Below are 23,378 nucleotides of genomic sequence, written 5' to 3' on the forward strand. Positions count from 1 at the left end.
GGTTGATTTCCGCAGCTCTCCCGCACGATGCGCCGGGTGGGGCGCGCCGCACAGGCTGGAGGTGTCCGAAGAAACCGACCTGGAAGAACGGGGGTGCGCCGTGTTCGTGGCGCTCCGGGACCTGCGGTTCGCCAAGGGCCGCTTCGCGCTGATGGGCGCGGTCGTCCTGCTGATCACCCTGCTGGTGACGCTGCTGTCGGGGCTGACCGCCGGGCTGGCCCGCGACAACATCTCGGCCGTCACCGACCTGCCGGCGGGCCGCGTGGTCTTCTCCGGCGACGGCAAGATCTCCTTCTCCGACAGCCGGATCACCGAGCAGACGGAACGTGCCTGGGACCAGGTCCCCGGCGCGGCCCCCGAACCGCTCGGCGTCACCATGGGACGGCTCACCCACGGCGAGCGCGGCGCGTCGGCCGCCGTCCTCGGCGTCCGGCCGGACGGGGCGCTCGCCCGGGACACCGGCGGAGAGGTCGCCGCCGGACGGGTCCTGCTGTCGAAGGCGCTCGCCGAGGACAGCGGCCTCAAGCCCGGCGACCGGGTGCGGTTCGCCGGACGCGACCTCACCGTCGCCGGGACCGGCGCCGCGTCCTCCTTCAGCCACGCCCCGGTCGCGTGGATCTCCATCGCCGACTGGCGGGCGACCGCCCCGCAGCGCGGCACCGCCGCCACCGTCCTGGCCCTGACCGGCGACGCGTCCGACGGCGCGGTCGCCAAGGCCGACGCGGACCTGGGCACCACCACCATGGCCCGCGACGACGCGCCCTCCGCCATCGCGTCCTACTCCTCGGAGAACGGGTCGCTCCAGCTCATGCGCGGCTTCCTGTTCGCGATCTCGGCGCTGGTCATCGGCGCGTTCTTCACCGTCTGGACGATCCAGCGCCGCCCCGACGTGGCCGTGCTCAAGGCGCTCGGCGCGAGCACCGGCTACCTGCTGCGCGACGCCCTCGCGCAGGCGGTGGTCATGCTGCTGATCGGAGCCGGGCTGGGCGGCGCGATCGGCGCGGCGGCCGGGCTGCTCGCCGAGGGGAGCGTGCCGTTCGTGCTGTCGGCGGCGACGACCGTGCTGCCCGTCGCCGTCATGATCCTGCTCGGCGCCGCCGGAGCCGCGCTGGCCATCCGCAAGATCACCTCCGTCGACCCGCTGACCGCCCTGGGAGCCTCGCAATGACGCTGCGCCTCACCGACATCACCCTGACCTACCCCGATGGTGAGCAGACCCTCACCGCGCTCGACCGGGTGGACCTGGCCGTCGACGCGGGCGAGTTCACCGCCGTCACCGGGCCGTCCGGCTCGGGCAAGTCCAGCCTGCTGGCGGTCGCCGCCACCCTCGTCACGCCCGCCTCGGGCACCGCCGAGATCGCCGGGCACGAGGTGACGCGGCTGAGCCCCCGCGAGCGAGCCCGGCTGCGCCGCGACCACATCGGCATCGTGTTCCAGCAGCCCAACCTGCCCGCCTCCCTCACCGCCCTGGACCAGCTCCTGGTGATGGCGCACCTGGCGGGCCGCTCCCCGCGCGCGGCCGAGCCGCGCGCCCGCGAGCTGCTGGCGGCGGTGGACCTGTCCGACCAGGCGCACAAGCGCCCCCACCAGTTGTCGGGCGGCCAGCGCCAGCGCGTCAACATCGCCCGCGCCCTGATGAACGGGCCCGAGGTCATGCTGGTGGACGAGCCGACCAGCGCCCTGGACCACGAGCGCGGCGCGCGGATCGTGGGCCTGCTGGCCCGCCTCACCCGCGAACGCGGCCTGGCCACCGTCATGGTCACCCACGACCTGGCCCAGCTCGGCTCGGTGGACCGCGTCTACGCGATGTCCGACGGGCGGCTGACGCCGGAGGAGGTCACTCCGCGCTGGCGACCGACAACGAGCGCAGCCGTACCACCGCCAGCGCCGTCCCGATCGCGGTGACCAGCGCCAGCAGCACCAGCGCGACCGGCAGGTCCACCGTGGAACGCACCGTCGAGGCGTCGGTCAGCGCGTCGGCCACCGACAGCGCCCACTGCTGCACCGACGCCGACTTGGCGCCCGGCGCGAAGTTGCCGAGCAGCGTCTCCCACACCAGCGCGTACAGCAGGCCGATGGTGACGGCGTTGCGGCTGATCACCGCCAGCGCCACGAACAGCGCGCTGTAGGCGATGCCGCCCACCAGCATCCCGACGGTGAAGGCGGGCGTGACCTGCGCGGTCATGCCGGTCAGCACCAACCCGGCCAGGAACGCCGGCAGCACCGCGAACAACGTCACCAGCACGATCGCGACCGCCAGCTTGGTCAGCACGATCACCTGGCGCGGGATCGGCTTGGTCAGCACGTACATGATCTGGCCGTCGTCGATCTCCGGGGCGAGCACGCCGGTCCCGGCGATCAGCGCCAGCAGCGGCAGCAGCGTGGCGATGCCGAAGCGCTGGAGCACCACCGTGGAGATCTCCAGGTCGTTGGTGCCGGTCATCCGCAGGCCCGCCGCCAGCGCCAGCAGCAGCAGCGGCAGCCCGAGCAGCAACAACGCGCGCCGCCGCCCCAGCATGGCGCGGAACGTGATCATCGCGATCGTGGGGTTCATCGTTCCACCAGGTAGGAGAAGACGCTTTCGAGGGACTCGTCGGAGGGGGCGACCTCCCACAGGCGCACGCCCGACTGCTTGGCGACCTGCGGCAGCAGCCAGGTGAAGCGCTGGAAGTCGGTGGCCTCGATCTCCACGCCCTTGGGGGTCAGGTTCACGCTGCGCGCCGAGCCGTCGGCGATGATCGCGGCGGCGAGCGCGCGGTCGTCGCCCGAGCGCACCAGGAAGCGGTGCGGCCGGTCGGTCATCAGCCGCCGGATCTCGCGGAAGTCGCCGGAGGCCGCGTGCCGGCCCGCCACGATCACCTCGATGTGGCTGGCCAGCCGCTCCACCTCCTCCAGGATGTGGGAGCTGAACAGGATCGTGCGGCCCTCGGCGGCCATCTGCCGGATCAGGTCCATCAGCTGGAGGCGCTGGCGCGGGTCCATGCCGTTGAAGGGTTCGTCCAGCAGCAACATCGCCGGGTCGTGGACCAGCGCCGAGGCCATCTTGATGCGCTGCTTCATGCCCTTGGAGTAGTTGCCGATCGTGCGGTCGGCGGCGTACTCCATCTCGACGCGGTCGATGGCGCGCTGCGCGGCCGCGCCCGGGTCGGGCAGCTTGTGGAGCTTGGCCATGGCCAGGATGAACTGGCGGCCGGTGAGGAAGTCGTAGGCGCTCTCGCGTTCGGGCACCAGGCCGAGGGTCCGGTAGACGTCGGGGTTCTGCCAGACCTGCGCGCCGTCCAGCGTCACGGTGCCGGAGGAGGGGGCCAGGAAGCCGCCCATCATGTGGATGAGGGTGGACTTGCCCGCGCCGTTGGGGCCCAGCAGGCCGGTGACGCCGGGGCCGATGTCCATCGTCACGCCGTTGACGGCGACGACGTTGCCGTACCAGCGCGACACGTTCGCCAGCTGCATCGTGCTCATGACAGGCCCGCCTTCCGGAACCGCGCGTACAGGACGGCGGTCGCGCCCGCGACCAGCGCCGCGCAGACCGCCAGCGCCACCACGCCCCCGGTGACGCCCGGCGGCTGCGCGCGCGAGGCCGCTTCGGTGCCCAGCAGCCGCACCTGGACGATGTCCACCAGGTTGAACGGCGTCGCCAGCCCCACCCAGCCGGCCAGCGCGAAGTTGGTCTGCGCCTCCGCCAGCTCCTGGATGATCACCACGACGGCGCTGGAGAGCATGTAGACCGCGATGACGGCCGCGACCCCGAACCCGCGGCGCGGCGTGAACGCCGCGATCACCAGCCCGATCGACGCCAGCACCAGCGCGAACAGCACGCAGCCGACCAGCCCGCCGAGGTAGTGCAGCAGCTGGTCGCGCGGACCGGGCACCCTGGTGACCAGGCCGCCGACGTACAGCAGCGTGACCGGCACCGCCATCAGCGCCAGCAGCGCGGTCGCCAGCGCCGCGAGCTTGGCCAGCACGAAGTCCAGGTGCCCGACCGGCCGGGAGAAGTACATCGGCACCACGTGGAAGCGCAGCTCCCGGGAGGCCAGCACCGGTGACTGGGTGGCCAGGAAGATCGCGATGACGATCTGCAGGAGCGGCGCGTAGGAGGAGTAGCGGATCAGCGCCTCGGGCTGCTTGGTGAGCGCGACGGCCGCGATGCTGCCGACCGCGGGCAACATCATGATCGCCGCCAGCAGGAACGGCATGACCTTGGCGCGCGCCGGGCGGCCGAGGCCGAAGGCGGCGCGCAGGTTGTGCACGAACAACGAGCGCAGCACGTAGGCGCGGCCGAGGCGGCGGCCGTCGTAGTGCCGGTAGCCGATGTCGTGGATGGCGCTGGTGGTCATCGGGTCACCCCCTGCGGGGCGGGACCGGCGGCGAAGACCTCTTCGATGTGGTGGCGGCGCTGCTCCAGCCGGATCAGCCGCAGCCCGAGGTCGGCGACGCCGTCGCGCACCAGGTCGTAGGTCTGCTCGCCGGCGATCTCGATCACGAGGAACCGGCCCTCGGGCCGCACCGCGACGCCCTGGTCGTGCAGGTGTTGTCCGAGCAGGTCGCGGCCCTCCTCGACCTCGACGGTGAGCGCGCCGCTCGCGGCGGTGTAGGCCGCCACCTCCTGCGAGCGCAGCAGCCTCCCGCCGTCGATGATCACGACGTGGTCGCAGATGCGCTCCAGCTCGCCCAGCAGGTGGGAGGTGACCAGCACGCTGATGCCGAACTCGGCGCCGATGCGGCGGATCAGGCCGAGCATCTCGTCGCGCCCGGCGGGGTCCAGGCCGTTGGTGGGCTCGTCGAGAAAGACGAGCTCGGGGTCGTGCACCAGGGCCTGGGCGAGCTTGACGCGCTGCCGCATGCCGGTGGAGTAGCCGCCGATCGGCCGGTAGCGCTCCTCGTAGAGGCCGACGTGGCGCAGGGTGTCGGCGGCGCGCTCGCGGGCGGCGGTCGGCGGCAGCCCGGACATGCGGGCCATGTGCACCACGAACTCGGTGGCCGACACGTCCGGCGGCAGCGCCTCGTACTCGGGCATGAACCCGACCCGCTCGCGGATGCGCGCCCCCTCCCGCGCGATGTCCAGGCCCAGCACCTGGGCCTGCCCGGAGGTGGGGGGCAGCAGTCCCAGCAGGATCTTGATGAGGGTGGACTTGCCGGCGCCGTTGGCCCCGACCAGGCCCACGACGCCCGGCTCCACGGCCACGGTGAGGTCGTCCAGCGCGGTGACGCGGGGGAACCTCATCGTCAGCCCCTGGGCAGCGATGATCGGCATGTCTCGAACCTAGTGGCCGCGCCGCGCCGCCACCTCAGCCTTATGGCCGAATCCGGCCCGGACTTCTCCCCCACCGGCGCAGGACGAGCTGCCACACGCGGTGCTGGACGAACAGCACCACGACCCCGGCGATCACCATGCCGGCGAGGTTCACGGCGAGCTGGAGCAACGACCCGTCGATCTCGCTGCGGTGCTTGAGCGCCAGCGCCACCGCCAGGTTGCCCGCGGCCGGGACGGTGGTGACCGAGATGAACACCCCGACCAGCGCCGCCGACTTGCCCGCCGTCAGCGACAGGACCCCGGCCGCGCCCGCCAGCAGCGCGACGATGAACGACCAGCGGTCCGGGCTGTAGATGAAGTCGGTCATCGGCCGGTCGCGGGGCAGCTCGGCGGTGTCGATGACGCCGATCCACCGGCTGACCAGGGCGCACGCGTAGGTCACCGCGATCGCCACCAGGAACCCGATCGCGAGCGTGCGCAGCGCCGCCCCGATCCGGCCCGGGTTCCAGCGGAAGATCCCGTAACAGACCGCCGCGACCGCGCCGAACTCCGGCCCGACGACCATCGCGCCGACGACCAGGATCGGGGAGTCGGTGAGGGCGGCGATCCCGGCGAGCTGGGTGGCGAGCGCGAGGAAGACCAGGAACGCCCACGACAGGCGGCTGTCGTCGGTGGTGCGCCGGTCGAGCTCCTCCCAGACGACGGCGTCGTCCTCGTAGCCGGGCGCGGCCTTCTCGGCGAGGTCGGAGCCCTGCGAGAGCGACAGGTCGAGGCGCTCCATGGTGACCGAGCCGTCGCGGGGCAGGTCGAGGCGCTTGAACGCGTCCAGGATCTCGTTGACGGCCTCGCGCGCCACGTCGGCGGTCACGAGATCGCCGTGCGGCGACCGGGCCGCGCCGGGGACCACCACGAGGTTGGTGGCGCCGGGGGCGTCGGCGAGCACGCGGCAGACGGCGTCGGTGCGGTCCGCCGGGACGATCGCTCTGAGATGCAGCACGCCCTCATGGTGCCGTATCCGCCGGACGTTCGTCCGGCCCGTCTTCGCCCGTTCCGGGCATGGGCTCGGCGAGCACCTCCTGCGCCCGCCGCACGACTTCAGGATCACCGCGGAAGGGGTGTGCGGCGGTCGGCAGGTTCAGCATGAGCGCCTCAAAGGCGGCGGCCTTGCGCAGGAGGTGCCGCCGCTGGTCGGGGGTGAGGTCGTCGTCGCTCACGGCTGCGCCCCTTTCCGCAGGTGCGCCGCGAGCTGCCAGGCGTCCCCGGCGTCGACCACGGCCTGGAGGCGAGCGCGGAGCTGCTCGGGGGTGTCGGCCTCCACGTCGGCGATCCGGCTGGCCTGGTCGCGAGGAAGCGGCCCGCGCGTGGCCCACCAGCGCCCCCGATCGGTGTGGATGATCGACCACCCGGGAAACTCGGCACGCAACTCCGCCTTCACGGCAGCGGGGTCATCAAGGTTCGCGTTCATGACTCATAGCGTCATGCGTGTCACTCCTTGCGGTGTCCCAAGATGGGACACGCTCGCGGTTGTCTCGCGGCCGTCGGCGGGCTACACGGCCATGCGCCGCTGGAGTCTGCGCAGCGGCTCGGGAAGTGAGCGGCGCACGTCCACGAGGTGCGCCACGGCGGATCGCGCCGAGGGGTGGAACTGCGTCATTTGGGGTGCGGTCCGGTCAGCACTTCCCAGACGTTCCAGCGCCTTGTCGTATGCGCCGGTCTCGATGTGCACGCGGGACATGTCGATCTCGTGGTGCGCGCGTCGTTCAGGCGGAAGCGCGTCCAACGTCCGCTCGCCGATGGCGTGGTCCCGGCGGGCCGCTTCGTCCAGGTCGCCCAATTCGACCGCGACGGCTGCGCCGTGAATGGCGACGTTGGCCGCGGTGAACTGGAGCCCGTGCACGTCGGCGCCGCCCTTGCCCGCCTTGATGCGCTCGGCCGCACGACCAAGGTAGTCCCAGCCACGGGAGGCGTCCCCGGCCCGGCTGGCGACGATGGCCGAGCGCAGATCGAGCGCGCCCGCCACCTCACCCGAGTCCGGTCGGCCGGGCGTGATCTGCCCGGCGGCCCGGTCGAGCAGCGTCAACGCGGACGCGGGGGCGTTCATGCCCAGCAGCAGTAGTGCCCGCGCCAGCGTCATCAGTGCGGGAAGGTGCGGATCCTCGGCCCGCCGGGTGACCTCGGTCGTGCGTTCCAGCAGCGCGAGCGCGTCCCCGCTGTAGCCGAGCCGCCGCGCGAGACCGACCGCCGAGTAGAGCGCCTTGCTCAGCAGCACCCACGCACGGGGAGAGTCGGTCTCGTACGCCCAGTAGGTGAGCTCTTCCAGCACACTTGGCAGCCGCGCACCCAGCTTGGTCAGCTGCGCCTTGTGCAGCAGTTGCCGCGCGGTGGCGACCTCGGCCGCCAGTTCTTCTAGCGAACGGGGCGGACCAGCGAGATCGGGACCGGCGTCCATGCACGCCAGCACGCGCCGGAACTCGGGAATGGACGCGTGCACCTCGTCGTCATGGCCCTGAGACCGGTAGGGCTGGCCGTAGATCTCGGCGGGGTCCACACCGAGCGCGGCGGCGATGGCGGCGACGAACGCGGGGGTGGCCACCTTTGCGCCGGTCTCGACCTGGGCGATGTGCGAGCGGGAGTAGCGCGCCCGCTGCGCCAGCCCGTTCTGCGTGAGGCCACGCCGCTTGCGCGCTCGCGCCACGCGGATGCCGACACGTTCCTGGATAGCCTCATCCGGCATGGGATCCTGCCTCTCCTGAGGGACCGCGCTTTCCAGGCTACGAGACGAAGCTTGATCACATCGGTTATCCACAGGCGAACGGTCCGTCCCTCGTCCTCCCCGGAACGGCACAGTGGTTGAACCCCCCAAAATGGGCATAGATGGCCAGGTACAGGGAGGGTGTGCTCATGCCAAGGGTCCGACGGATGACGGCGGTGGCGGCGGTCGGGATCATCGCGCTGGCCGGTTGCGAGGGGCAGAACGTCGGGCCGAGCGGCGGCTCCGGTCCGGTCGCGAAGGGCACCAAGCCCGCCGACCGCAGCGTCACCGCCGCCCGCAAGGACCTGTCCGGGCTCAAGATCGCCAGCGAGGGCGCGTCCGGCGGCTACGCCCGCGCCAAGTTCGGCACCCGCTGGAAGGACGTCGACCACAACGGCTGCGACCAGCGCAACGACGTCCTCGGCCGGGACCTCAAGCAGACCCGCAAGCAGGGCCGCTGCATCGTGCTGGCGGGCGACCTGGACGACCCCTACAGCGGCAAGAAGATCGACTTCACCAAGTCCAAGGCCGCCGAGGTCCAGATCGACCACGTCTACCCGCTCGCCCTCGCCTGGCGCATGGGGGCCTCCCGGTGGAACGAGGACCGGCGCGAGCAGTTCGCCAACGACCACGACAACCTGCTCGCGGTCTGGGGCGTGCCGAACCGCCAGAAGAGCGACAAGGGCCCCGGCGAGTGGAAGCCGCAGAAGGCCTTCCAGTGCACCTACGCCGTGAAGTACGTCGCGGTCGCCCACGAGTACGAGCTGCCCGTCACCCGCTCCGACCACGACGCCCTCCAGGACTTCCTGGTCCGCTGCTGACGGCGGGCCCGCCCTGCATAGGGTGATCCCATGAGCAGCGAGCAGAACATCCCGGCACCGGACGAGCAGGACGAACAGCCCGTCGAGCGGGTCCACATCAAGCGCGGCATGGGCGCCCGCGCGACCGGCGCGGAGGCCACCGGGGCATCGGCCACCGGCATCACCCTCCGCGCCGCCAACGCGTTCGGCTCCCTCGCCCTCGGCTCCATGGCGCTCGGCGCCATCGCCGTCGGCGCCTTCGCGATCGGCAAGCTGGTCGTCAAGCGCGCCGTGGTGGAGCACCTGGAGGCCGGCACCGTCGAGATCGGGCACCTCAAGGTCGGGAAGCTGGAGATCACCGAGGGCTAGACGCCCCGGACCACCTCGGCCAGGCGCTCGGCCACCTGCTGCGCGTGGTCCTGGGACGCCGCCTCCACCATCACCCGCACCATCGGCTCGGTGCCGCTCGGCCGGATCAGCACGCGGCCGGTCTCGCCCAGCTCGGCCTCGGCCGTCTCGACGGCGGCGGCCAGCTCGGGCGAGGCGGTCGCCTTCGCCTTGTCCACGCCCCTGACGTTGATCAGCACCTGCGGCAGCCGCGTCATGGCCTTGGCCAGCTCGTCCAGCGGACGGCCGCGGCGCGCCATCGCGGCCAGCAGGTGCAGGCCGGTCAGCACGCCGTCGCCGGTGGTGGCGTGGTCCAGCATGATGACGTGGCCGGACTGCTCGCCGCCGAAGTTGAAGCCGCCCGCCTTCATGGCCTCCAGCACGTACCGGTCGCCGACGGCGGTCTCCACCACCGTCAGCCCGGCCTCCCGCATGGCGATCTTGAAGCCGAGGTTGGACATCACCGTCGCCACCACGGTGCCCGCCGCCAGCCGCCCCGACTCGTGCAGGTCCAGCGCCAGGATCGCCATGATCTGGTCGCCGTCCACCTCCTCGCCCGAGGCGGTGACGGCCAGGCAGCGGTCGGCGTCGCCGTCGTTGGCGATGCCCGCGTCCGCGCCGTGCTCGCGGACGGCCTGCTTCAGCGCGTCCAGGTGGGTGGAGCCGACGCCGGAGTTGATGTTGAGCCCGTCCGGCGCGCACCCGATTGTGATGACCTCGGCTCCGGCCCGGCGCAGCGCCTCCGGCGCGACGTCGGCGGACGCGCCGTGCGCGCAGTCCACGACCACGCGCAGCCCGTCCAGCGACACCGGCACGGTGGACAGCAGGTGCGCCACGTACTGCTCGACGGCCCCGTGCGCGTCCCGCACCCGGCCGACGCCCGCGCCCGTCGGCGCCTCCCACGGCGTGCCGAGCGTCGCCTCGACCCGGTCCTCGATGTCGTCGGGCAGCTTGTGCCCGCTCCGGTCGAAGAACTTGATCCCGTTGTCCGGCGCGGGGTTGTGCGAGGCCGACAACATGACGCCGAGGTCGGCGTCCAGCGTGTGGGTCAGGTAGGCGACCGCCGGGGTGGGCAGCACCCCCAGCGTGAGGACGTCCACGCCCGCGCTCGCCAGCCCCGCCACCACCGCGGCCTCCAGGAACTCCCCCGACGCCCGCGGGTCGCGCCCCACCACCGCCACCGGCCGGTGCCCCTTGAAGGCCCCGGCCTCGCCGAGCACCCGCGCGGCGGCGACCGACAGGTCCATCGCCAGCGCGGCGGTCAGATCACGGTTGGCCAGCCCGCGTACGCCATCGGTCCCGAACAGACGACCCACAGTTCAACACTCCCGAGGAAAACGAAAGACCGCGCGGACGCCACCGGAGCCTCGCTGCCCCCGGTAACGCTCCGCACGGTCAAATCTAGTGCGCCAAAGCCCTGAAAACGCGGACGAGCCGCCGCACCCGTATGCCGCCGACCATGGGGGGTCGGCCGCAGGAACGTCGTGGGGTGCGACGGCTCGTACCGGTGAATTAACGCTTGCTGTACTGCGGCGCCTTGCGGGCCTTCTTCAGACCGGCCTTCTTGCGCTCGGGCACGCGCGCGTCGCGGGTCAGGAAGCCCGCCTTCTTCAGCGCGGGACGGTGCTCGATGTTGGCGAACTGCAGCGCCCGGGAGATGCCGAGGCGCAGCGCGCCGGCCTGGCCGGTGGTGCCGCCGCCGCCGACGCGGACCATGACGTCGAACTGGTTCTCCAGACCCAGCAGCACGAACGGCTCGTTCACGATCTGCTGGTGGACCTTGTTCGGGAAGTACTGGTCCAGGGTGCGGCCGTTGATGGTCCACTGGCCGGAGCCGGGGACGATCCGGACCCGCGCGATGGCCTGCTTGCGGCGGCCGGTGCCGGCGGCCGGGCCGGTCGCGACCGGCTGGCCGAGCAGCCCGCCCTCGCCGGCGGTCTCGGGGGTCTCGGTGGAGTACTCGGACGGGGCGTCCTCGTACGAGTCGATCTCGGCGCCCTCGGGCGTCTCGGTACCGGTGGACTCGGTCACGCTTCTCCTATGAGGTCTTCTAGCCGGGGAGGCGGACCCGCTGCGCGGGCACCCCGGCGGCCACTGTTTGGGGACGGCGCACGATCGTCTCGCACGCCGGGCTCGCCTGCTCGACTCCCGGGGGAGCCGGGCCGGTGCTACTTCTTGATCTGGCTGATCTGGGTGATCTCGAACGGGACCGGCTTCTGCGCCTGGTGCGGGTGCTCCGGACCGGCGTAGACCTTGACCTTGCCGAACATCTGGCGGCCGAGGGAGTTCTTGGGCAGCATGCCCTTGATCGCCTTCTCGACGGCGCGCTCGGGGTTCTTGGCCATCAGGTCGCCGTAGGCCACCGAGCGGAGGCCGCCCGGGTAGCCGCTGTGCCGGTAGGCGCGCTTCTGCTCCAGCTTGTTGCCGGACAGCGCCACCTTGCCGGCGTTGATGATCACGACGAAGTCGCCGGTGTCGAGGTGCGGCGCGTAGATCGCCTTGTGCTTACCCCGAAGCAGCTGTGCGACCTGAGAGGCGAGCCGGCCCAGCACGACATCGGTCGCGTCGATGACGTACCACTGACGCTGTACGTCAGCGGGCTTAGGGGTGTACGTGCGCACGGTGGTTGGCCTTCGTTTCTTGTCGACTCAGCGGATTCCTGTACACGCCGATCAGAGACTGGTCCGACCTGGCGCTCCGGGAGGCCGGGTTCCCGACCCGGTGGAGCTGATCGGAACACGCCGGCGGATGGTCTGCGATCGCGGCCGCCCGAGAGGGCAGGCGTCATCGCATACAACAAACCCGCAGAATACCCAGTCGGAGGGGTGCGGGTCAAAGCGAAGCGATGCCCACCGAGCCCTCCTTCCGTCCGGCCCACCGAAGAAGCGCAGGCAGACACCCCCTCGCCCACTTCCGACCTGCCGCATTCGGTACCCCCGAAACACGCCACTCGCGCCCCACCAACCCCGCAGACCGACGGACTTTTCGCGCATATAGGGATAAGGTGCGGCCCGACCGGAACCCCGCCGGACTCCCCCGCCGGCCCTCCCCCCTCGGAGGTCTCGTTGGCCACTCCCCGCCGACCCGAGCCCCGCAAGCCCGCCCCCCTGAGGACGAGCCCGCACCCCGACCAGCCCCGATCCGAGCAGCCGCGTCCGGGCCAGCCCCACGCCGAGCAGCCGCGCTCCAGCCAGCCGCGCCCTGAGCAGCCCCGCCCCGGGCAGCCGCGCTCTGGCCAGCCACGCCCCGGCCAGTCCCGCTCCGAGCAGCTCGGTTCCAGCCGTCCAAGCCGCCCCGGCCCCGGACGGCCGCGCCCCACCCGCCCGAGGCCCGCAGCCGCCGCCCGCCCACGCCGGCGCGCCAAGTCCATGATCATCACCGTGGCCGCCGTCACCGGCGCCAGCCTCGCCATCGGCGCCGGCTTCGCGCTCGACCGCGTCGTCCTGCCCGAGCTGGGCACCGAGCCCGCCTCCGCGCACGGCGCGGCCCCCCGGCCCGACTCCGCCTCCACCTCGCCGCTCCCCGAGGACAGGGCCCCGTCCAACGCCGCCCCCAGCGCCCGCCCCACCAGCGCCCCGTCGGCGGGCGGCGGACTCGGCGACCCGCGCCTGCCGCTCAAGCCCCTGCGCGGCGCCATCCCCACCGCGTCCGCCTCCCCCAAGCCCTCCCCCTCCACGTCCACCACCCCCCGCCCCGGGAACGGCACCGACAACGGCGGCGGAGGCGGCGGAACCGCCCCCGCCCCCGGAGCCAGCGGCCCCGAAGGCGCTGTGGTCACGCTCACCAACAAGGAGCGCGCCAAGGCCGGATGCGGCGCACTGCGCACCGACTCCCACCTGGCCCTCGCCGCGCGGCGCCACTCCGCCGACATGGCCAAGCACAATTACCTCGACCACACCTCCCGCAACGGCGACAGCCCCTGGAAGCGCATGGAGGACGCCGGGTACACCGGCGGCGGCGGCGCGGAGAACATCGCCAGGGGTTACTCGTCCGCCGAGGCCGTCGTCGCGGGCTGGATGAAGAGCCCCGGCCACCGCGCCAACATCCTCAACTGCAAGCTCCGCGCCATCGGCGTGGGCATGGCCAACGGTTCCGGCGGCCCCTGGTGGACGCAGAACTTCGGCTGGAAGTAACCAGAGCCCAGTTCGCCCCCATTTGACGTCCTCTCTGCCCCGGAAGACAGAGATCCCAGCCTGCCGGAGGTCGCCTGTCAGGCGGCCTCCGGCTTCTGGCGGGTTCCTGGTTCGACGAACCGCGCCACCGCGAACGGTGGTCTCACCGGTTCTCCACAGGCGTTTGGCGTCTCCGCATGCCCCTGAGCAGGGGTACATCCGGCGGCGACGGTGCTGGAGGTGAGGCGTCGTCCTTCGTGCAGGACGTTGCGGGCGGCGTTGTGGTCACGATCATGCCGGGCCCCGCATCCCGGACAGGCCCAGGCACGGACGCGCAAAGGCTTGGGGCCGTCGCGCCGTCCGCACTGCGAGCACAGCTGAGTGGACGGGAAATCCCGCGCCACCTTGGCGACGGTGCGGCCGTGGCGGGCGGCCTTGTACTCCAGCATCCGCACGAACGCCGCCCACCCGGCGTCATGCACGCCGCGCGCCTGCCGGGTACGCGCCAGCCCCTTGACGCTCAGCGTCTCCACATAGACCGCTTGGTTGTCGCGGACCAGCCAACTGGAGAGCTGATGATGGAACTCACGGCGCGCATCGGCGGCTCTGGCATGCGCCTTGGCGACCCGGCGCGCGGCCTTGCCGCGGTTGCGTGATCCCTTCTGGGTACGGGACAGGGCCTGCTGAGCGCGCTTGAGCTTGCGTTCACGGCTGCGCAACCACCGCGGATTGGAGATCTTGGTGCCGTCCGACAACACCGCGAAATCCGCCAGACCCAGATCGACGCCCACCTCCCGCCCACCGGCCGGCAGCGGCTCGTCTTCCACCTCGACCACGAACGAGGCGAAGTAACGCCCGGCCGCATCCCGGACCACGGTCACGCTGGACGGCTCGGACGGCAGCGGCCGCGACCACCGCACCTTGATCTCACCGACCTTGGCCACACGCAACCGGCCGCCGGGCCGCACACGGAATCCGTTGCGGGTCAGCCGAACGGACTGCCGCACGTCCTTGCGGGACCGGAACCTCGGCGCGGCGATCTCGGGGCCCTTTCGCTCGCCTGCCAGTGAGGCGAAGAAGTTCCGGTAGGCCACGTGCAGATCGGCCAACGCCTGGACCAGCACGACGCTGGACACCTCGCCCAGCCACGCCCGTTCAGGAGTCAGCTTCGCCCGGGTGATCACCTGCTTCTGCAGATCGGTGTCACCGATGTAGGGCAGGCCCGCAGCATGGGCGGCCTGCCGGGCGCGCAACCCGTCGTTGAACACCACCCGCGCACACCCGAACGCACGCGCCAGCGCAACACGCTGACCAGGCGTCGGATACAAGCGGTAACGATAACGAAGCTGCACGTCATCGAACATAACGGCGAAGAAGATCGGTCGCAACGGAATCGAAAACCTTGCCGCGTCTCGCGGCGTCGACTCCCCATCCATCCACGGCCCGTCCGGTGGCGTCTTCGGACGCGTCTTCTCGTAGTCCTTGCGCAACCTCACCTCGCGGCACCTGAAGAGAGAAGTGAGCGTCTCTTCCGAACAGCCCGTCCACCTCTCGAAAATGGGTCATGCTGGATGTTCTGTCGGTCCAGAGCCTTGGATAGGGAACGGTAAGGTCCAAGCCATGGGTTATCCGGGCGATCAAGGCAAATCCGGCGGCTGGCCTCCCGAGCAGCCGCCGCACGAGCCGTACGGTCCCGGCGCCGGACGTCCGGAGCCGGCGCCGTTCGACGCCGCGAAGGACGAGGCGCCCTTCGCTCCGCGCGGCGGCGGCGCGGGCGCCTCCTGGGCGGACGACGCGGACGAGACCACCGAGCGGACACGTTCGTTCGGCGACGGCGGCGGCTCCTTCGGGCAGCACGACCAGTTCGGCCAGCAGGACCGCCCCGGGCAGCGTGACCAGTTCGGGCAGCAGGACCAGTTCGGGCAGGAGCCGTTCGGCGGCGGGTACGGCGGTGACCGGTTCGACGACGGCGGGTCCGGTTCCGGGCCCACCCCGCCGGGGCGCGGCAAGCGCCGCAACCTGCCCCTGATCATCGGCGGTTCGCTGGTCGCGGGCGTGCTGCTGATCGGCGGCGGCGTCGGGGCCTCGGCGATGCTCAAGGACGACCCCAAGCCCGCCAAGTCCCCCACCCCGCCCGCCGCCAAGCAGAAGCCCGCGGCCAAGCCCAGTGCCCCGCCGTCGCCCACGTTCGTGCCGGTCAAGCTGAAGAGCCGCCAGACCGACCCCAAGCCCCTGTCGCTGGGCGAGGTGTTCGGCAAGTCGTCCTTCAAGGCGGGCGGCCAGAAGTACGTGCGGGCCGGGGCCAAGGCCACCAAGGGCTGCACCGGCACCGTCACCGGGGCCAAGCTGGTCAGCGTGCTCAAGAAGGGCGGGTGCAGCCAGGCGCTGCGCGCCTCCTACGCCCGCACCGACCGCAAGCTGATCGGCTCGGTCGGCATCCTGAACCTCAGGACCGAGAACGCCGCCAAGGTCGCCCGGCAGGCCGCCCTCGCCAAGGACGCCTTCCTGCAACCGCTGCCGGGCGCGGGCTCCACCAGTACCCTCGGCAAGGGCGAGGCGCTCGGCACCGCCGAGGTGCGGGGCCACTACCTGGTGATGACCTGGGTGCAGCGGCCGGACGGCAAGAAGATCCCCACCACCGCGCACCCCGCCGTGAAGGCGTTCGCCCAGCAGGTCATCCAGGGCAGCAACCTCAGCTTCGCCCTGCACTACCGGGAAACCGAAGGCAAACCCTTCCGAAACTGAACGGTATGAATACCCTGTCTGCCTATGTCTGGACCTAACGACCCCGGGGAGACCGAAGCTCCGGCCTCCCCGGCGCCGCCCAGTTTCGGGGAGTCCGGCTCCGCGCCGGAGTCCCCCGGCCAGGCCGCCGAAGCGCTGCGCCTGCCTCCCTTCGGGCTGCAGAAGCCCTGGTGGGCGTCCGAGGACGACGCCGGAGGCGCCGCGCCCGCGAGCCCGGAGCCGTCCCGCCCCGACGACGCGCGAGCCCCGGACGACGCCGGGCCCGCGCCCCTGGCGACGGGCGACGTCGCGCTGCCGGGCGCGCTGGTGGCCGGGCGCGGCGCGACGCAGGTCGACACCCGCGGCGCGGTGCCGCGCCGACCGGTTCCGGCCGTCGCCTCGCCGGGCCCCTCCGCGTTCGCCGACACCGACCCCGACGGCATCCCCGTCATGCCCCCCGAGGCCCGGCGGCCCGGGAACGGGACGGGCGGCGCGCTCTCCCCCGTCCTGGTCCCGGACGCCATCCTCCCGCCCGGCGTCACCCCGCCCGCCGACAGCACCACGCCGATCCCGCAGGCCCAGCCCGTTCCGCAGGCGGACGAGCCCGCCGGCGAGCCCGAGCCGCAGCCCACGGTGATCACGCCCGTCTCCCACGCCGAGGGCGGCCTCCCGATCGACGCCGAGCCCGGCGAGCGGACCGCTCCCCAGCCCGCCGTCAAGCCCGGCGACAGCGGCCCCGGCGGCATCTTCGGCTCCGGCCCCCTCCACGCGGAGCCCTCTGGCGGCAAGCGCGACCGCCGCCCGCTGCTGATCGGCGGCGGCGCGGCCGCCGCCCTGATCGTCGCGGTCGCGGTCTTCGCGGTCGCCGGGAGCGGCGACGACAAGCCCGCCAAACCCGCCAAGGCCCGCGTCTCGGCCCCGGCCGCCAAGCCCGCCCCGCAGCAGCCCCCGCCGCCCGCGCCCGTCGACATCACCAGCGAGAAGACCGACACCCGGCCGCTCGCGCTCACCGAGGCGTTCCCGCAACCGAACGTGACGGTCGGCGGACGCCCGTACGTGCGCGACCGCACCTCGGTCAACCACCGCTGCTCACTCGCCGCGCGCGGCGTGATGGCGCAGACGCTGACCCAGGAGGGCTGCCGCAGCGTCGTCCGCGTCACCTATCTGGACGGTGCGAAGTCCCTGGCCGTCACCACCGGCATCGCGGTGATGCCGAACCGGCCCGTCGCGCTGCGGGTGAGCAAGGTCGGCGACCCCGCCGCCTACGAGTGGTTCCGCGGCATGGCCGGGAAGAACTCCCAGCAGATCGACCAGGCGGGCGGGTACGCGCTGAGCACCGTGCGCGGCCGCTACATCGTCTACGCCTATGCCCAGTACGCCAACGGCAAGAAGGCCCGCACCGGCGACACCACGCTCCGGGACGCCGCCCGCCAGTTCATCGACCTGGGCGTGCGCCCCATCGAGGCCCGCGCCGGACGCTGAGACGTCGAACGCCCCGTCGCGCGCGTGCGCGACGGGGCGTTCCCCGTTCCCGCTAGGAGTCCTCGGACTCCCCTTCGCCAAGCGACGGCACCGTGGCGTTCAGCGTCCGCACCCGCCGCGTCTCCTGCGCGCGCTGCGCCAGCCCCTCCGCGTCCGGGTAGCGGATCTCCTCCAGCGTGAGGCCGTGCGCCGGGGCCACGTTCACCGCCGAGTCCCGCGTCCGGGTCGCCAGCACCTCGGCGGGCCAGGTCACGTCGCGGCGGCCGTCGCCCACCACCAGCAGCGCGCCGACCAGGGCGCGCACCATCGAGTGGCAGAACGCGTCGGCCTGCACGGTCGCCGCCGCGAGCCGCTCGGCCTCGCGCGCCCACGAGAAGCGCAGCAGTTCCCGGATCGTCGTCGCGCCCTCGCGCTTGCGGCAGTACGCGGCGAAGTCGTGCTCGCCGACCATCAGGCGGGCCGCCTCGTTCATCCGGTCCAGGTTCAGTGGCCGGGGATGCCACAACACGTCGTGGCGGCGCAGCGGGTCCACGCCGACCGGGTCGTCGCACACCCGGTACACGTAGCGGCGCGACAGGGCCGAGAACCGGGCGTCGAAGCCCTCGGGGGCCACCGACACCCGCCACACCCGCACGTCCGGCGGCAGCAGCCCGGCCAGGCGGCGCGGCATCGTGCCGTTGACCGCCGAGTAGGCCGCGACGGGCAGCACCACGTGCGCGACCTGGCCGCGCGCGTGCACGCCCGCGTCGGTGCGGCCGGCGACGGTCAGCATGGGCGGCGGGTCCAGCCGCAGCAGCTTCGCCAGGGCGTCCTCGATGGCGCCCTGGACGGTGCGCTGGCCGGGCTGCCTGGCCCATCCGGCGAAGTCCGTCCCGTCGTAGCCGATGTCGAGGCGCAGGCGTACCAGTGCGGTCATGAGGGCGGGGTGTCCTTGTCCAACGAGACGGTGCGGTGCGGGGTGGGAGATCAAGTCTCGCAAAGATGAGGCCCGCCGTCCCGTAACGGGAACGGCGGGCCTCAGCGCAATCTCGGGCCGGACGGCCCGCGCGTGGCGCTTCGCCTTACTTGGCGTCCTCGGCCTTGGCCTCGTCCTTGGCCTCGGGGGCCTCGGTCTCGGTGTCGGCCTGCGTGTCGGCCTCGTCCTTGGCGGGCTCCTCGGCCTTCGCCGGCTCGGCCTTGGCGGCCGGCTTGGCGGTGGCGGCCGCGAGCTGCTCCTGCACCAGCTCGATCACGGCCATGGGGGCGTTGTCGCCCTTGCGCGGCCCGATCTTGGTGATGCGGGTGTAGCCGCCGGGACGATTCTCGAAGCGCGGCGCGATCTCGGTGAAGAGCTCGTGCACGACGCCCTTGTCCCGGATCACCTGGGCCACCTGGCGACGGTTGTGCAGGTCGCCCTTCTTGGCCTTGGTGATCAGCTTCTCCGCCAGCGGGCGGACCCGCCGGGCCTTGGCCTCGGTGGTGGTGATGCGGCCGTGCTCGAACAGCGCCGTGGCCAGGTTGGCCAGGATCAGGCGCTGGTGCGCGGCGCTGCCGCCGAGGCGGGCGCCCTTGGTGGGCTGAGGCATGGTCGTTCCTTCCTGCGCCGGCCGTACCAGGTACCGACGTCAGCCGGAGTCCCGGGCCGGAAGGCCCGACCCGGGACGGGGTCGATCAGTGCGGGCGCGGAGACCGCGCCCCGCCGGGATCAGTACTGCTCGGTCTCGGCGTAGCTGGTGTCGTCGTCGCCGTAGTTGTCGGCCGCCGCGCTCGGGTCGAACCCGGGCGGGGAGTCCTTCAGCGACAGCCCCATGTCGTTGAGCTTCTGCTTGACTTCCTCGATCGACTTGGCGCCGAAGTTGCGGATGTCCAGCAGGTCCTGCTCGCTGCGGGCGACGAGCTCGCCCACCGAGTGGATGCCCTCGCGCTTGAGGCAGTTGTAGGAGCGGACCGTGAGGTTCAGCTCCTCGATCGGCAGCGCCAGGTCGGCCGCGAGCGCGGCGTCGGTCGGCGACGGGCCCATGTCGATGCCCTCGGCCTCGACGTTGAGCTCGCGGGCCAGGCCGAACAGCTCGACCAGCGTCTTGCCCGCCGACGCCACCGCGTCGCGCGGCAGCATGGCGTGCTTGGTCTCCACGTCCAGGATCAGGCGGTCGAAGTCGGTGCGCTGCTCGACTCGGGTCGCCTCGACCTTGTAGGTGACCTTCAGCACCGGCGAGTAGATGGAGTCGATCGGGATACGACCGATCTCCTGGCCGGGCTGCTTGTTCTGGGCCGCCGAGACGTAGCCGCGGCCGCGCTCGACCGTCAGCTCCATCTCCAGCTTGGCCTTGTTGTTCAGGGTGGCGATGTGCAGGTCCGGGTTGTGGACCTCCACGCCCGCCGGCGGCGCGATGTCGGCCGCGGTGACCTCGCCGGGGCCCTGCTTGCGCAGGTACATCACGACCGGCTCGTCGTGCTCGGAGGAGACGACCAGCTCCTTGAGGTTCAGGATGATGTCGGTGACATCCTCCTTGACCCCCGGGACGGTCGAGAACTCGTGCAGCACGCCCTCGATGCGGATGCTGGTGACCGCGGCGCCCGGGATCGAGGACAGCAGGGTGCGGCGCAGCGAGTTGCCGATGGTGTAGCCGAAGCCCGGCTCCAGCGGCTCGATGGTGAACCGGGAGCGGTACTCGTCCACCTGCTCTTCGGCGAGGGTGGGACGCTGTGCGATGAGCATGGGTTTTCCTTCTTCCCGCGGTGCCCGCTATTTGACGACCGCGAACGGAGTTCTTCCCAGTATCGCCGGAGCGGACGCGCAGCCGCTGCGCGCCCGCCCGGCGACAAGGCGGATCCCCCCGCGGGGGACCCGGTGAGGGCTACTTGGAGTAGACCTCGACGATCAGCTGCTCCTGGACGGGAGCGTCGATCTGCTGCCGGACCGGCAGGGAGTGCACGAGGATCCGCATCTTCTCGGAGTCCACGCCCAGCCACGCCGGGACCTGGCGCTCGCCGACCTCGGCCTTGGCGACCGCGAACGGCGTCATCTCCAGCGACTTGGCCTTGACGTCCACGATGTCGGACTCACGGACCAGGTACGACGGGATGTCGACCTTCTTGCCGTTGACCCGGATGTGGCCGTGGCGGATCAGCTGGCGGGCCATGTCGCGGGACTTGGCGAAGCCCGCGCGGTAGACCACGTTGTCCAGGCGGCGCTCCAGCAGGACGAGCAGGTTCTCGCCCGTCTTGCCGCCCTGGCGGTTGGCCTCCACGTAGTAGTTGGAGAACTGCTTCTCCAGCACGCCGTAGATGCGCTTGGCCTTCTGCTTCTCGCGGAGCTGGAGCAGGTACTCGGTCTCCTTCGGCCGACCGCGGCCGTGCTCACCCGGCGGGTAAGGACGGATCTCGATCGGGCACTTGGGGCCCTCGCACTTGCTGCCCTTGAGGAACAGCTTCATCTTCTCCCGACGGCACAGCTTGCAGTCGGCACCGGTGTAACGAGCCATTTTTCCTTATCCCCCTGCCTCAGACGCGCCGGCGCTTGGGCGGGCGGCAGCCGTTGTGCGGGACGGGCGTGACGTCCTGGATCGAGCCCACCTCAAGTCCGGTCGCCTGCAGCGAGCGGATGGCGGTCTCGCGGCCCGAACCCGGGCCCTTCACGAAGACGTCGACCTTGCGCATGCCGTGCTCCATCGCGCGCCGGGCGGCCGACTCGGCGGCCTGCTGCGCGGCGAACGGGGTGGACTTGCGCGAGCCCTTGAAGCCCACGTGGCCCGAGGAGGCCCAGGAGATCACGTTGCCGTTGGGGTCGGTGATCGAGACGATGGTGTTGTTGAACGTGCTCTTGATGTGGGCGTGCCCGTGAGCGACGTTCTTCTTTTCCTTGCGGCGCACCTTCTTGGCGCCGACACGGCTCTTAGGAGGCATCTGCTCTCTCTACTCTGAGGTCGTCGATCCGTTCGGACCGAGGTCCGGGCGGACTACTTCTTGCCGGCCTTCTTCTTGCCGGCCACGGTCTTCTTCTTGCCCTTGCGGGTGCGCGCGTTGGTCTGGGTGCGCTGACCGTGGACGGGCAGGCCGCGGCGGTGCCGGATGCCCTGGTAGCAACCGATCTCGATCTTGCGGCGGATGTCGGCCTGGATCTCGCGGCGGAGGTCGCCCTCGATCTTGTAGTTGGCCTCGATCCAGTCGCGGAGCTGGACCAGCTCGTCGTCGCCGATCTGGTGGACCCGCAGGTCACCGGAGATGCCGGTGCCCTTCAGGGTCTCCAGCGCCCGGGTACGGCCGATGCCGAAGACGTAGGTGAGAGCGACCTCAAGACGCTTGTCGCGCGGGAGGTCGACGCCGAGGAGGCGTGCCATCGCTGGCGGTTCCCTTCATTGGGCGGAGGTGTTGGCGCACCGCGTCCGCACACACCCGTGCAGGGTGGCGGCCCCGGCCTCCGTCGTCCGGGGGTGGGCCTTCACACGCGGCCGCCGCACGACTCGATCATGAGTCGTGCGGCTGCCGGGCGAAGGTTGCGATGCGTTGATATGTCACCCGCCCGGGGGCGGGGTCACGCAGGTGGGAACGTCAGCCCTGACGCTGCTTGTGGCGCGGGTCGGAGCAGATGACCATGACCCGGCCGTGCCGGCGGATGACGCGGCACTTGTTGCAGATCTTCTTGACGCTCGGCTTGACCTTCACTGGGTCTCCTAGGGATCAGGGTCACCCCCGCGCCGCCACGCACGGGGAAGGCAACCCCAGTGGGATGATTACTTGTAGCGGTAGACGATCCGACCGCGCGTGAGGTCGTAGGGGCTCAGCTCCACGACGACGCGGTCGTCCGGCAGGATACGGATGTAGTGCATCCGCATCTTGCCGGAGATGTGGGCGAGCACCTTGTGCCCGTTGTCGAGTTCCACCCGGAACATCGCGTTCGGGAGCGACTCGATGACGGTGCCCTCGATCTCGATGGCGCCTTCCTTTTTGGGCATGTCCTCCGCGCTTCGCTGATCGGCTCATGGGACTCGGCCCGCGAAACGCCCGGATAACCCGAAGGACCACCGAGGGAAGCCGGCCGCAACCCCATGAGACGCCGACGGCGTTCCACCGGGGATGAAGGCGGCCGAAAACGGACCGACACAGGAGTGTACGTCACCGGCGGGCCCGATGCGAAATCGTCGCACGGTCCACCACCGGAGACTGCTCCCGACACCAGCATACCGCGCCCGCCCGTTGTACCTTTCCAAGAGAGAAGCACGTCCAAGGAGGATCGGATGCCGAGCTATGACTTCGCGCTGATCCTCAGCCGTCCCCTCTACGAGGAGGAGCTCGACCCGCTGTTCGACCGCACCCAGGGCCGGGTCACGGTCTCGATCATCAGCGAGCCCCAGCACGCCGACCGCCCCGGCAACGCCTCCTGCACCTGGGAGGGCCCCACCCTGGCCGCCGCCATCATGGAGGTGGTCGAGCACGTGGAGGCCGCCACCTCGGAGGTGCACGTGCTGCGGGTCGAGGCGGACCCCCTGCTGACCATCCGCGACATCGCCGAGCGGGTGGGCCGCTCCGTGGACTCGGTACGGCTGTCGATCACCGGCGCCCGCGGCCAGGGCGGCTTCCCCGCCGCCGAACTGTCGACCGGCGGCCACCGCCTGTGGCGCTGGTCGAAGGTGGCCGCCTGGTACAACTACGAGGACCCGGGCCTGGTGGAGGCCAAACCGACGGCCCAGGCGATCAACGGCTGGCTGGCCCTGAGAGACGTGGTCCCGGACGTGGCCCCAAAGGCGGAGGACATCACCTCAGCCTTGTCCCTGGTAATCCCCCACGTGGCCTAACCCCCACCAGCCCACACCACAAACCCCAACCCCAACCCAACCCCCACCCCGCCCCAGGGGGTGCAGGGGGACGGAGTCCCCCTGCCGGGGGCA

The 23,378-nt window shown here is 71.6% G+C and carries 28 protein-coding genes; 8 read left to right on the forward strand and 20 right to left on the reverse strand.

Translation table 11 applies throughout. From position 1 onward, the window contains the following. Window positions 1-61: 61 nt before the first annotated feature. Both AH6_RS30340 and AH6_RS30345 read left to right on the forward strand, forming a co-directional pair. Complete coding sequence (locus AH6_RS30340; RefSeq protein WP_307190402.1) at window positions 62-1,168, forward strand: ABC transporter permease; 1,107 nt, start codon at window positions 62-64, stop codon at window positions 1,166-1,168. Continuing rightward, entirely contained in the window at window positions 1,165-1,905 is a 741-nt protein-coding gene (locus AH6_RS30345; RefSeq protein ID WP_083983623.1) for an ABC transporter ATP-binding protein, read from the forward strand. The genes AH6_RS30340 and AH6_RS30345 overlap by 4 nt, the downstream gene beginning before the upstream one ends. Here AH6_RS30345 and AH6_RS30350 read toward each other — a convergent pair. The 8 genes from AH6_RS30350 to AH6_RS30385 form a co-directional block, all read right to left on the reverse strand. Next, a complete protein-coding gene (locus tag AH6_RS30350) occupies window positions 1,838-2,554 on the reverse strand; it encodes an ABC transporter permease (RefSeq protein WP_067486805.1) in 717 nt (238 codons plus the stop codon). The two genes, AH6_RS30345 and AH6_RS30350, sit on opposite strands and share 68 nt — an antisense overlap. Next, window positions 2,551-3,462: an ABC transporter ATP-binding protein gene (locus AH6_RS30355; RefSeq protein WP_067486806.1), complete on the reverse strand. Its 912-nt coding sequence runs from the start codon at window positions 3,460-3,462 to the stop codon at window positions 2,551-2,553. The genes AH6_RS30350 and AH6_RS30355 overlap by 4 nt, the downstream gene beginning before the upstream one ends. After that, window positions 3,459-4,337: a hypothetical protein gene (locus tag AH6_RS30360; protein WP_067486807.1), complete on the reverse strand. Its 879-nt coding sequence runs from the start codon at window positions 4,335-4,337 to the stop codon at window positions 3,459-3,461. Before AH6_RS30360 ends, AH6_RS30355 begins: the two co-directional genes overlap by 4 nt. Next, the gene (locus AH6_RS30365) at window positions 4,334-5,254 is read right to left on the reverse strand and encodes an ABC transporter ATP-binding protein (protein WP_157431818.1); all 921 of its coding nucleotides are present in this window, start codon (window positions 5,252-5,254) and stop codon (window positions 4,334-4,336) included. Before AH6_RS30365 ends, AH6_RS30360 begins: the two co-directional genes overlap by 4 nt. Before the next feature lie 40 nt (window positions 5,255-5,294). After that, window positions 5,295-6,251: a DUF389 domain-containing protein gene (locus AH6_RS30370; protein WP_067486808.1), complete on the reverse strand. Its 957-nt coding sequence runs from the start codon at window positions 6,249-6,251 to the stop codon at window positions 5,295-5,297. A 4-nt stretch (window positions 6,252-6,255) separates the two neighbouring features. Further along, the gene (locus AH6_RS30375; protein WP_067486809.1) at window positions 6,256-6,468 is read right to left on the reverse strand and encodes a hypothetical protein; all 213 of its coding nucleotides are present in this window, start codon (window positions 6,466-6,468) and stop codon (window positions 6,256-6,258) included. Beyond that, window positions 6,465-6,719, reverse strand: coding sequence for a hypothetical protein (locus AH6_RS30380; protein WP_067486810.1), 255 nt, complete (start codon window positions 6,717-6,719; stop codon window positions 6,465-6,467). The genes AH6_RS30375 and AH6_RS30380 overlap by 4 nt, the downstream gene beginning before the upstream one ends. Window positions 6,720-6,800: 81 nt before the next feature. Beyond that, a complete protein-coding gene (locus AH6_RS30385; protein ID WP_067486811.1) occupies window positions 6,801-7,988 on the reverse strand; it encodes a helix-turn-helix domain-containing protein in 1,188 nt (395 codons plus the stop codon). Between the two features lie 167 nt (window positions 7,989-8,155). On the opposite strand from AH6_RS30385, the gene AH6_RS30390 reads away from it, so the two are divergent. Together AH6_RS30390 and AH6_RS30395 are read left to right on the forward strand one after the other, a co-directional pair. After that, a complete protein-coding gene (locus tag AH6_RS30390) occupies window positions 8,156-8,827 on the forward strand; it encodes an HNH endonuclease family protein (RefSeq protein WP_067486812.1) in 672 nt (223 codons plus the stop codon). A 30-nt stretch (window positions 8,828-8,857) separates the two neighbouring features. Further along, entirely contained in the window at window positions 8,858-9,175 is a 318-nt protein-coding gene (locus tag AH6_RS30395) for a hypothetical protein (protein ID WP_218005967.1), read from the forward strand. Here AH6_RS30395 and glmM read toward each other — a convergent pair. The 3 genes from glmM to rplM form a co-directional block, all read right to left on the reverse strand. Next, window positions 9,172-10,509 (reverse strand): phosphoglucosamine mutase, encoded by a 1,338-nt coding sequence (glmM, locus tag AH6_RS30400; protein WP_067486814.1) that lies wholly within the window; start codon window positions 10,507-10,509, stop codon window positions 9,172-9,174. The genes AH6_RS30395 and glmM overlap by 4 nt on opposite strands. A 196-nt stretch (window positions 10,510-10,705) precedes the next feature. Next, window positions 10,706-11,224: a 30S ribosomal protein S9 gene (gene rpsI / locus AH6_RS30405; RefSeq protein ID WP_067486817.1), complete on the reverse strand. Its 519-nt coding sequence runs from the start codon at window positions 11,222-11,224 to the stop codon at window positions 10,706-10,708. Between the two features lie 137 nt (window positions 11,225-11,361). Next, entirely contained in the window at window positions 11,362-11,814 is a 453-nt protein-coding gene (gene rplM / locus AH6_RS30410; RefSeq protein ID WP_067486820.1) for a 50S ribosomal protein L13, read from the reverse strand. 747 nt (window positions 11,815-12,561) lie between these two features. On the opposite strand from rplM, the gene AH6_RS30415 reads away from it, so the two are divergent. After that, window positions 12,562-13,326 carry a CAP domain-containing protein gene (locus tag AH6_RS30415; RefSeq protein WP_067486823.1) on the forward strand — a complete coding sequence of 255 codons (765 nt, stop codon included), beginning with the start codon at window positions 12,562-12,564 and terminating at the stop codon, window positions 13,324-13,326. A 77-nt stretch (window positions 13,327-13,403) separates the two neighbouring features. Here AH6_RS30415 and AH6_RS30420 read toward each other — a convergent pair whose 3' ends face one another. Next, window positions 13,404-14,657, reverse strand: coding sequence for an RNA-guided endonuclease InsQ/TnpB family protein (locus AH6_RS30420; protein ID WP_067486877.1), 1,254 nt, complete (start codon window positions 14,655-14,657; stop codon window positions 13,404-13,406). Between the two features lie 268 nt (window positions 14,658-14,925). Between AH6_RS30420 and AH6_RS30425 the strand changes: the two genes are divergently transcribed. Beyond that, a complete protein-coding gene (locus AH6_RS30425; RefSeq protein WP_067486826.1) occupies window positions 14,926-16,050 on the forward strand; it encodes a hypothetical protein in 1,125 nt (374 codons plus the stop codon). A 24-nt stretch (window positions 16,051-16,074) separates the two neighbouring features. Further along, window positions 16,075-17,511 (forward strand): hypothetical protein, encoded by a 1,437-nt coding sequence (locus tag AH6_RS30430; protein ID WP_067486829.1) that lies wholly within the window; start codon window positions 16,075-16,077, stop codon window positions 17,509-17,511. 52 nt (window positions 17,512-17,563) lie between these two features. Here AH6_RS30430 and truA read toward each other — a convergent pair whose 3' ends face one another. From truA to infA, 8 genes are all read right to left on the reverse strand, one after another. Next, window positions 17,564-18,427: a tRNA pseudouridine(38-40) synthase TruA gene (gene truA / locus AH6_RS30435; protein ID WP_083983625.1), complete on the reverse strand. Its 864-nt coding sequence runs from the start codon at window positions 18,425-18,427 to the stop codon at window positions 17,564-17,566. A gap of 145 nt (window positions 18,428-18,572) precedes the next feature. Then, entirely contained in the window at window positions 18,573-19,076 is a 504-nt protein-coding gene (rplQ, locus tag AH6_RS30440; RefSeq protein ID WP_067486832.1) for a 50S ribosomal protein L17, read from the reverse strand. A 119-nt stretch (window positions 19,077-19,195) separates the two neighbouring features. After that, window positions 19,196-20,209: a DNA-directed RNA polymerase subunit alpha gene (locus tag AH6_RS30445; RefSeq protein ID WP_067486835.1), complete on the reverse strand. Its 1,014-nt coding sequence runs from the start codon at window positions 20,207-20,209 to the stop codon at window positions 19,196-19,198. Between the two features lie 139 nt (window positions 20,210-20,348). After that, the gene (rpsD, locus tag AH6_RS30450; RefSeq protein ID WP_067486838.1) at window positions 20,349-20,975 is read right to left on the reverse strand and encodes a 30S ribosomal protein S4; all 627 of its coding nucleotides are present in this window, start codon (window positions 20,973-20,975) and stop codon (window positions 20,349-20,351) included. A gap of 19 nt (window positions 20,976-20,994) precedes the next feature. Beyond that, window positions 20,995-21,396: a 30S ribosomal protein S11 gene (gene rpsK, locus AH6_RS30455; protein ID WP_067486841.1), complete on the reverse strand. Its 402-nt coding sequence runs from the start codon at window positions 21,394-21,396 to the stop codon at window positions 20,995-20,997. Between the two features lie 53 nt (window positions 21,397-21,449). Further along, window positions 21,450-21,830, reverse strand: coding sequence for a 30S ribosomal protein S13 (rpsM, locus tag AH6_RS30460; protein ID WP_067486844.1), 381 nt, complete (start codon window positions 21,828-21,830; stop codon window positions 21,450-21,452). A gap of 211 nt (window positions 21,831-22,041) precedes the next feature. Next, window positions 22,042-22,155, reverse strand: coding sequence for a 50S ribosomal protein L36 (rpmJ, locus tag AH6_RS30465; RefSeq protein ID WP_021596712.1), 114 nt, complete (start codon window positions 22,153-22,155; stop codon window positions 22,042-22,044). Window positions 22,156-22,223: 68 nt separating this feature from the next. Beyond that, window positions 22,224-22,445, reverse strand: a complete 222-nt coding sequence (gene infA / locus AH6_RS30470; RefSeq protein WP_018657567.1) for a translation initiation factor IF-1 — start codon at window positions 22,443-22,445, stop codon at window positions 22,224-22,226. A 282-nt stretch (window positions 22,446-22,727) separates the two neighbouring features. Between infA and AH6_RS30475 the strand changes: the two genes are divergently transcribed. Beyond that, complete coding sequence (locus AH6_RS30475) at window positions 22,728-23,285, forward strand: hypothetical protein (protein WP_067486847.1); 558 nt, start codon at window positions 22,728-22,730, stop codon at window positions 23,283-23,285. Window positions 23,286-23,378 lie beyond the last annotated feature (93 nt).

It is taken from the genome of Actinomadura hibisca NBRC 15177 (assembly GCF_001552635.1).
Taxonomy (GTDB): domain Bacteria; phylum Actinomycetota; class Actinomycetes; order Streptosporangiales; family Streptosporangiaceae; genus Spirillospora; species Spirillospora hibisca.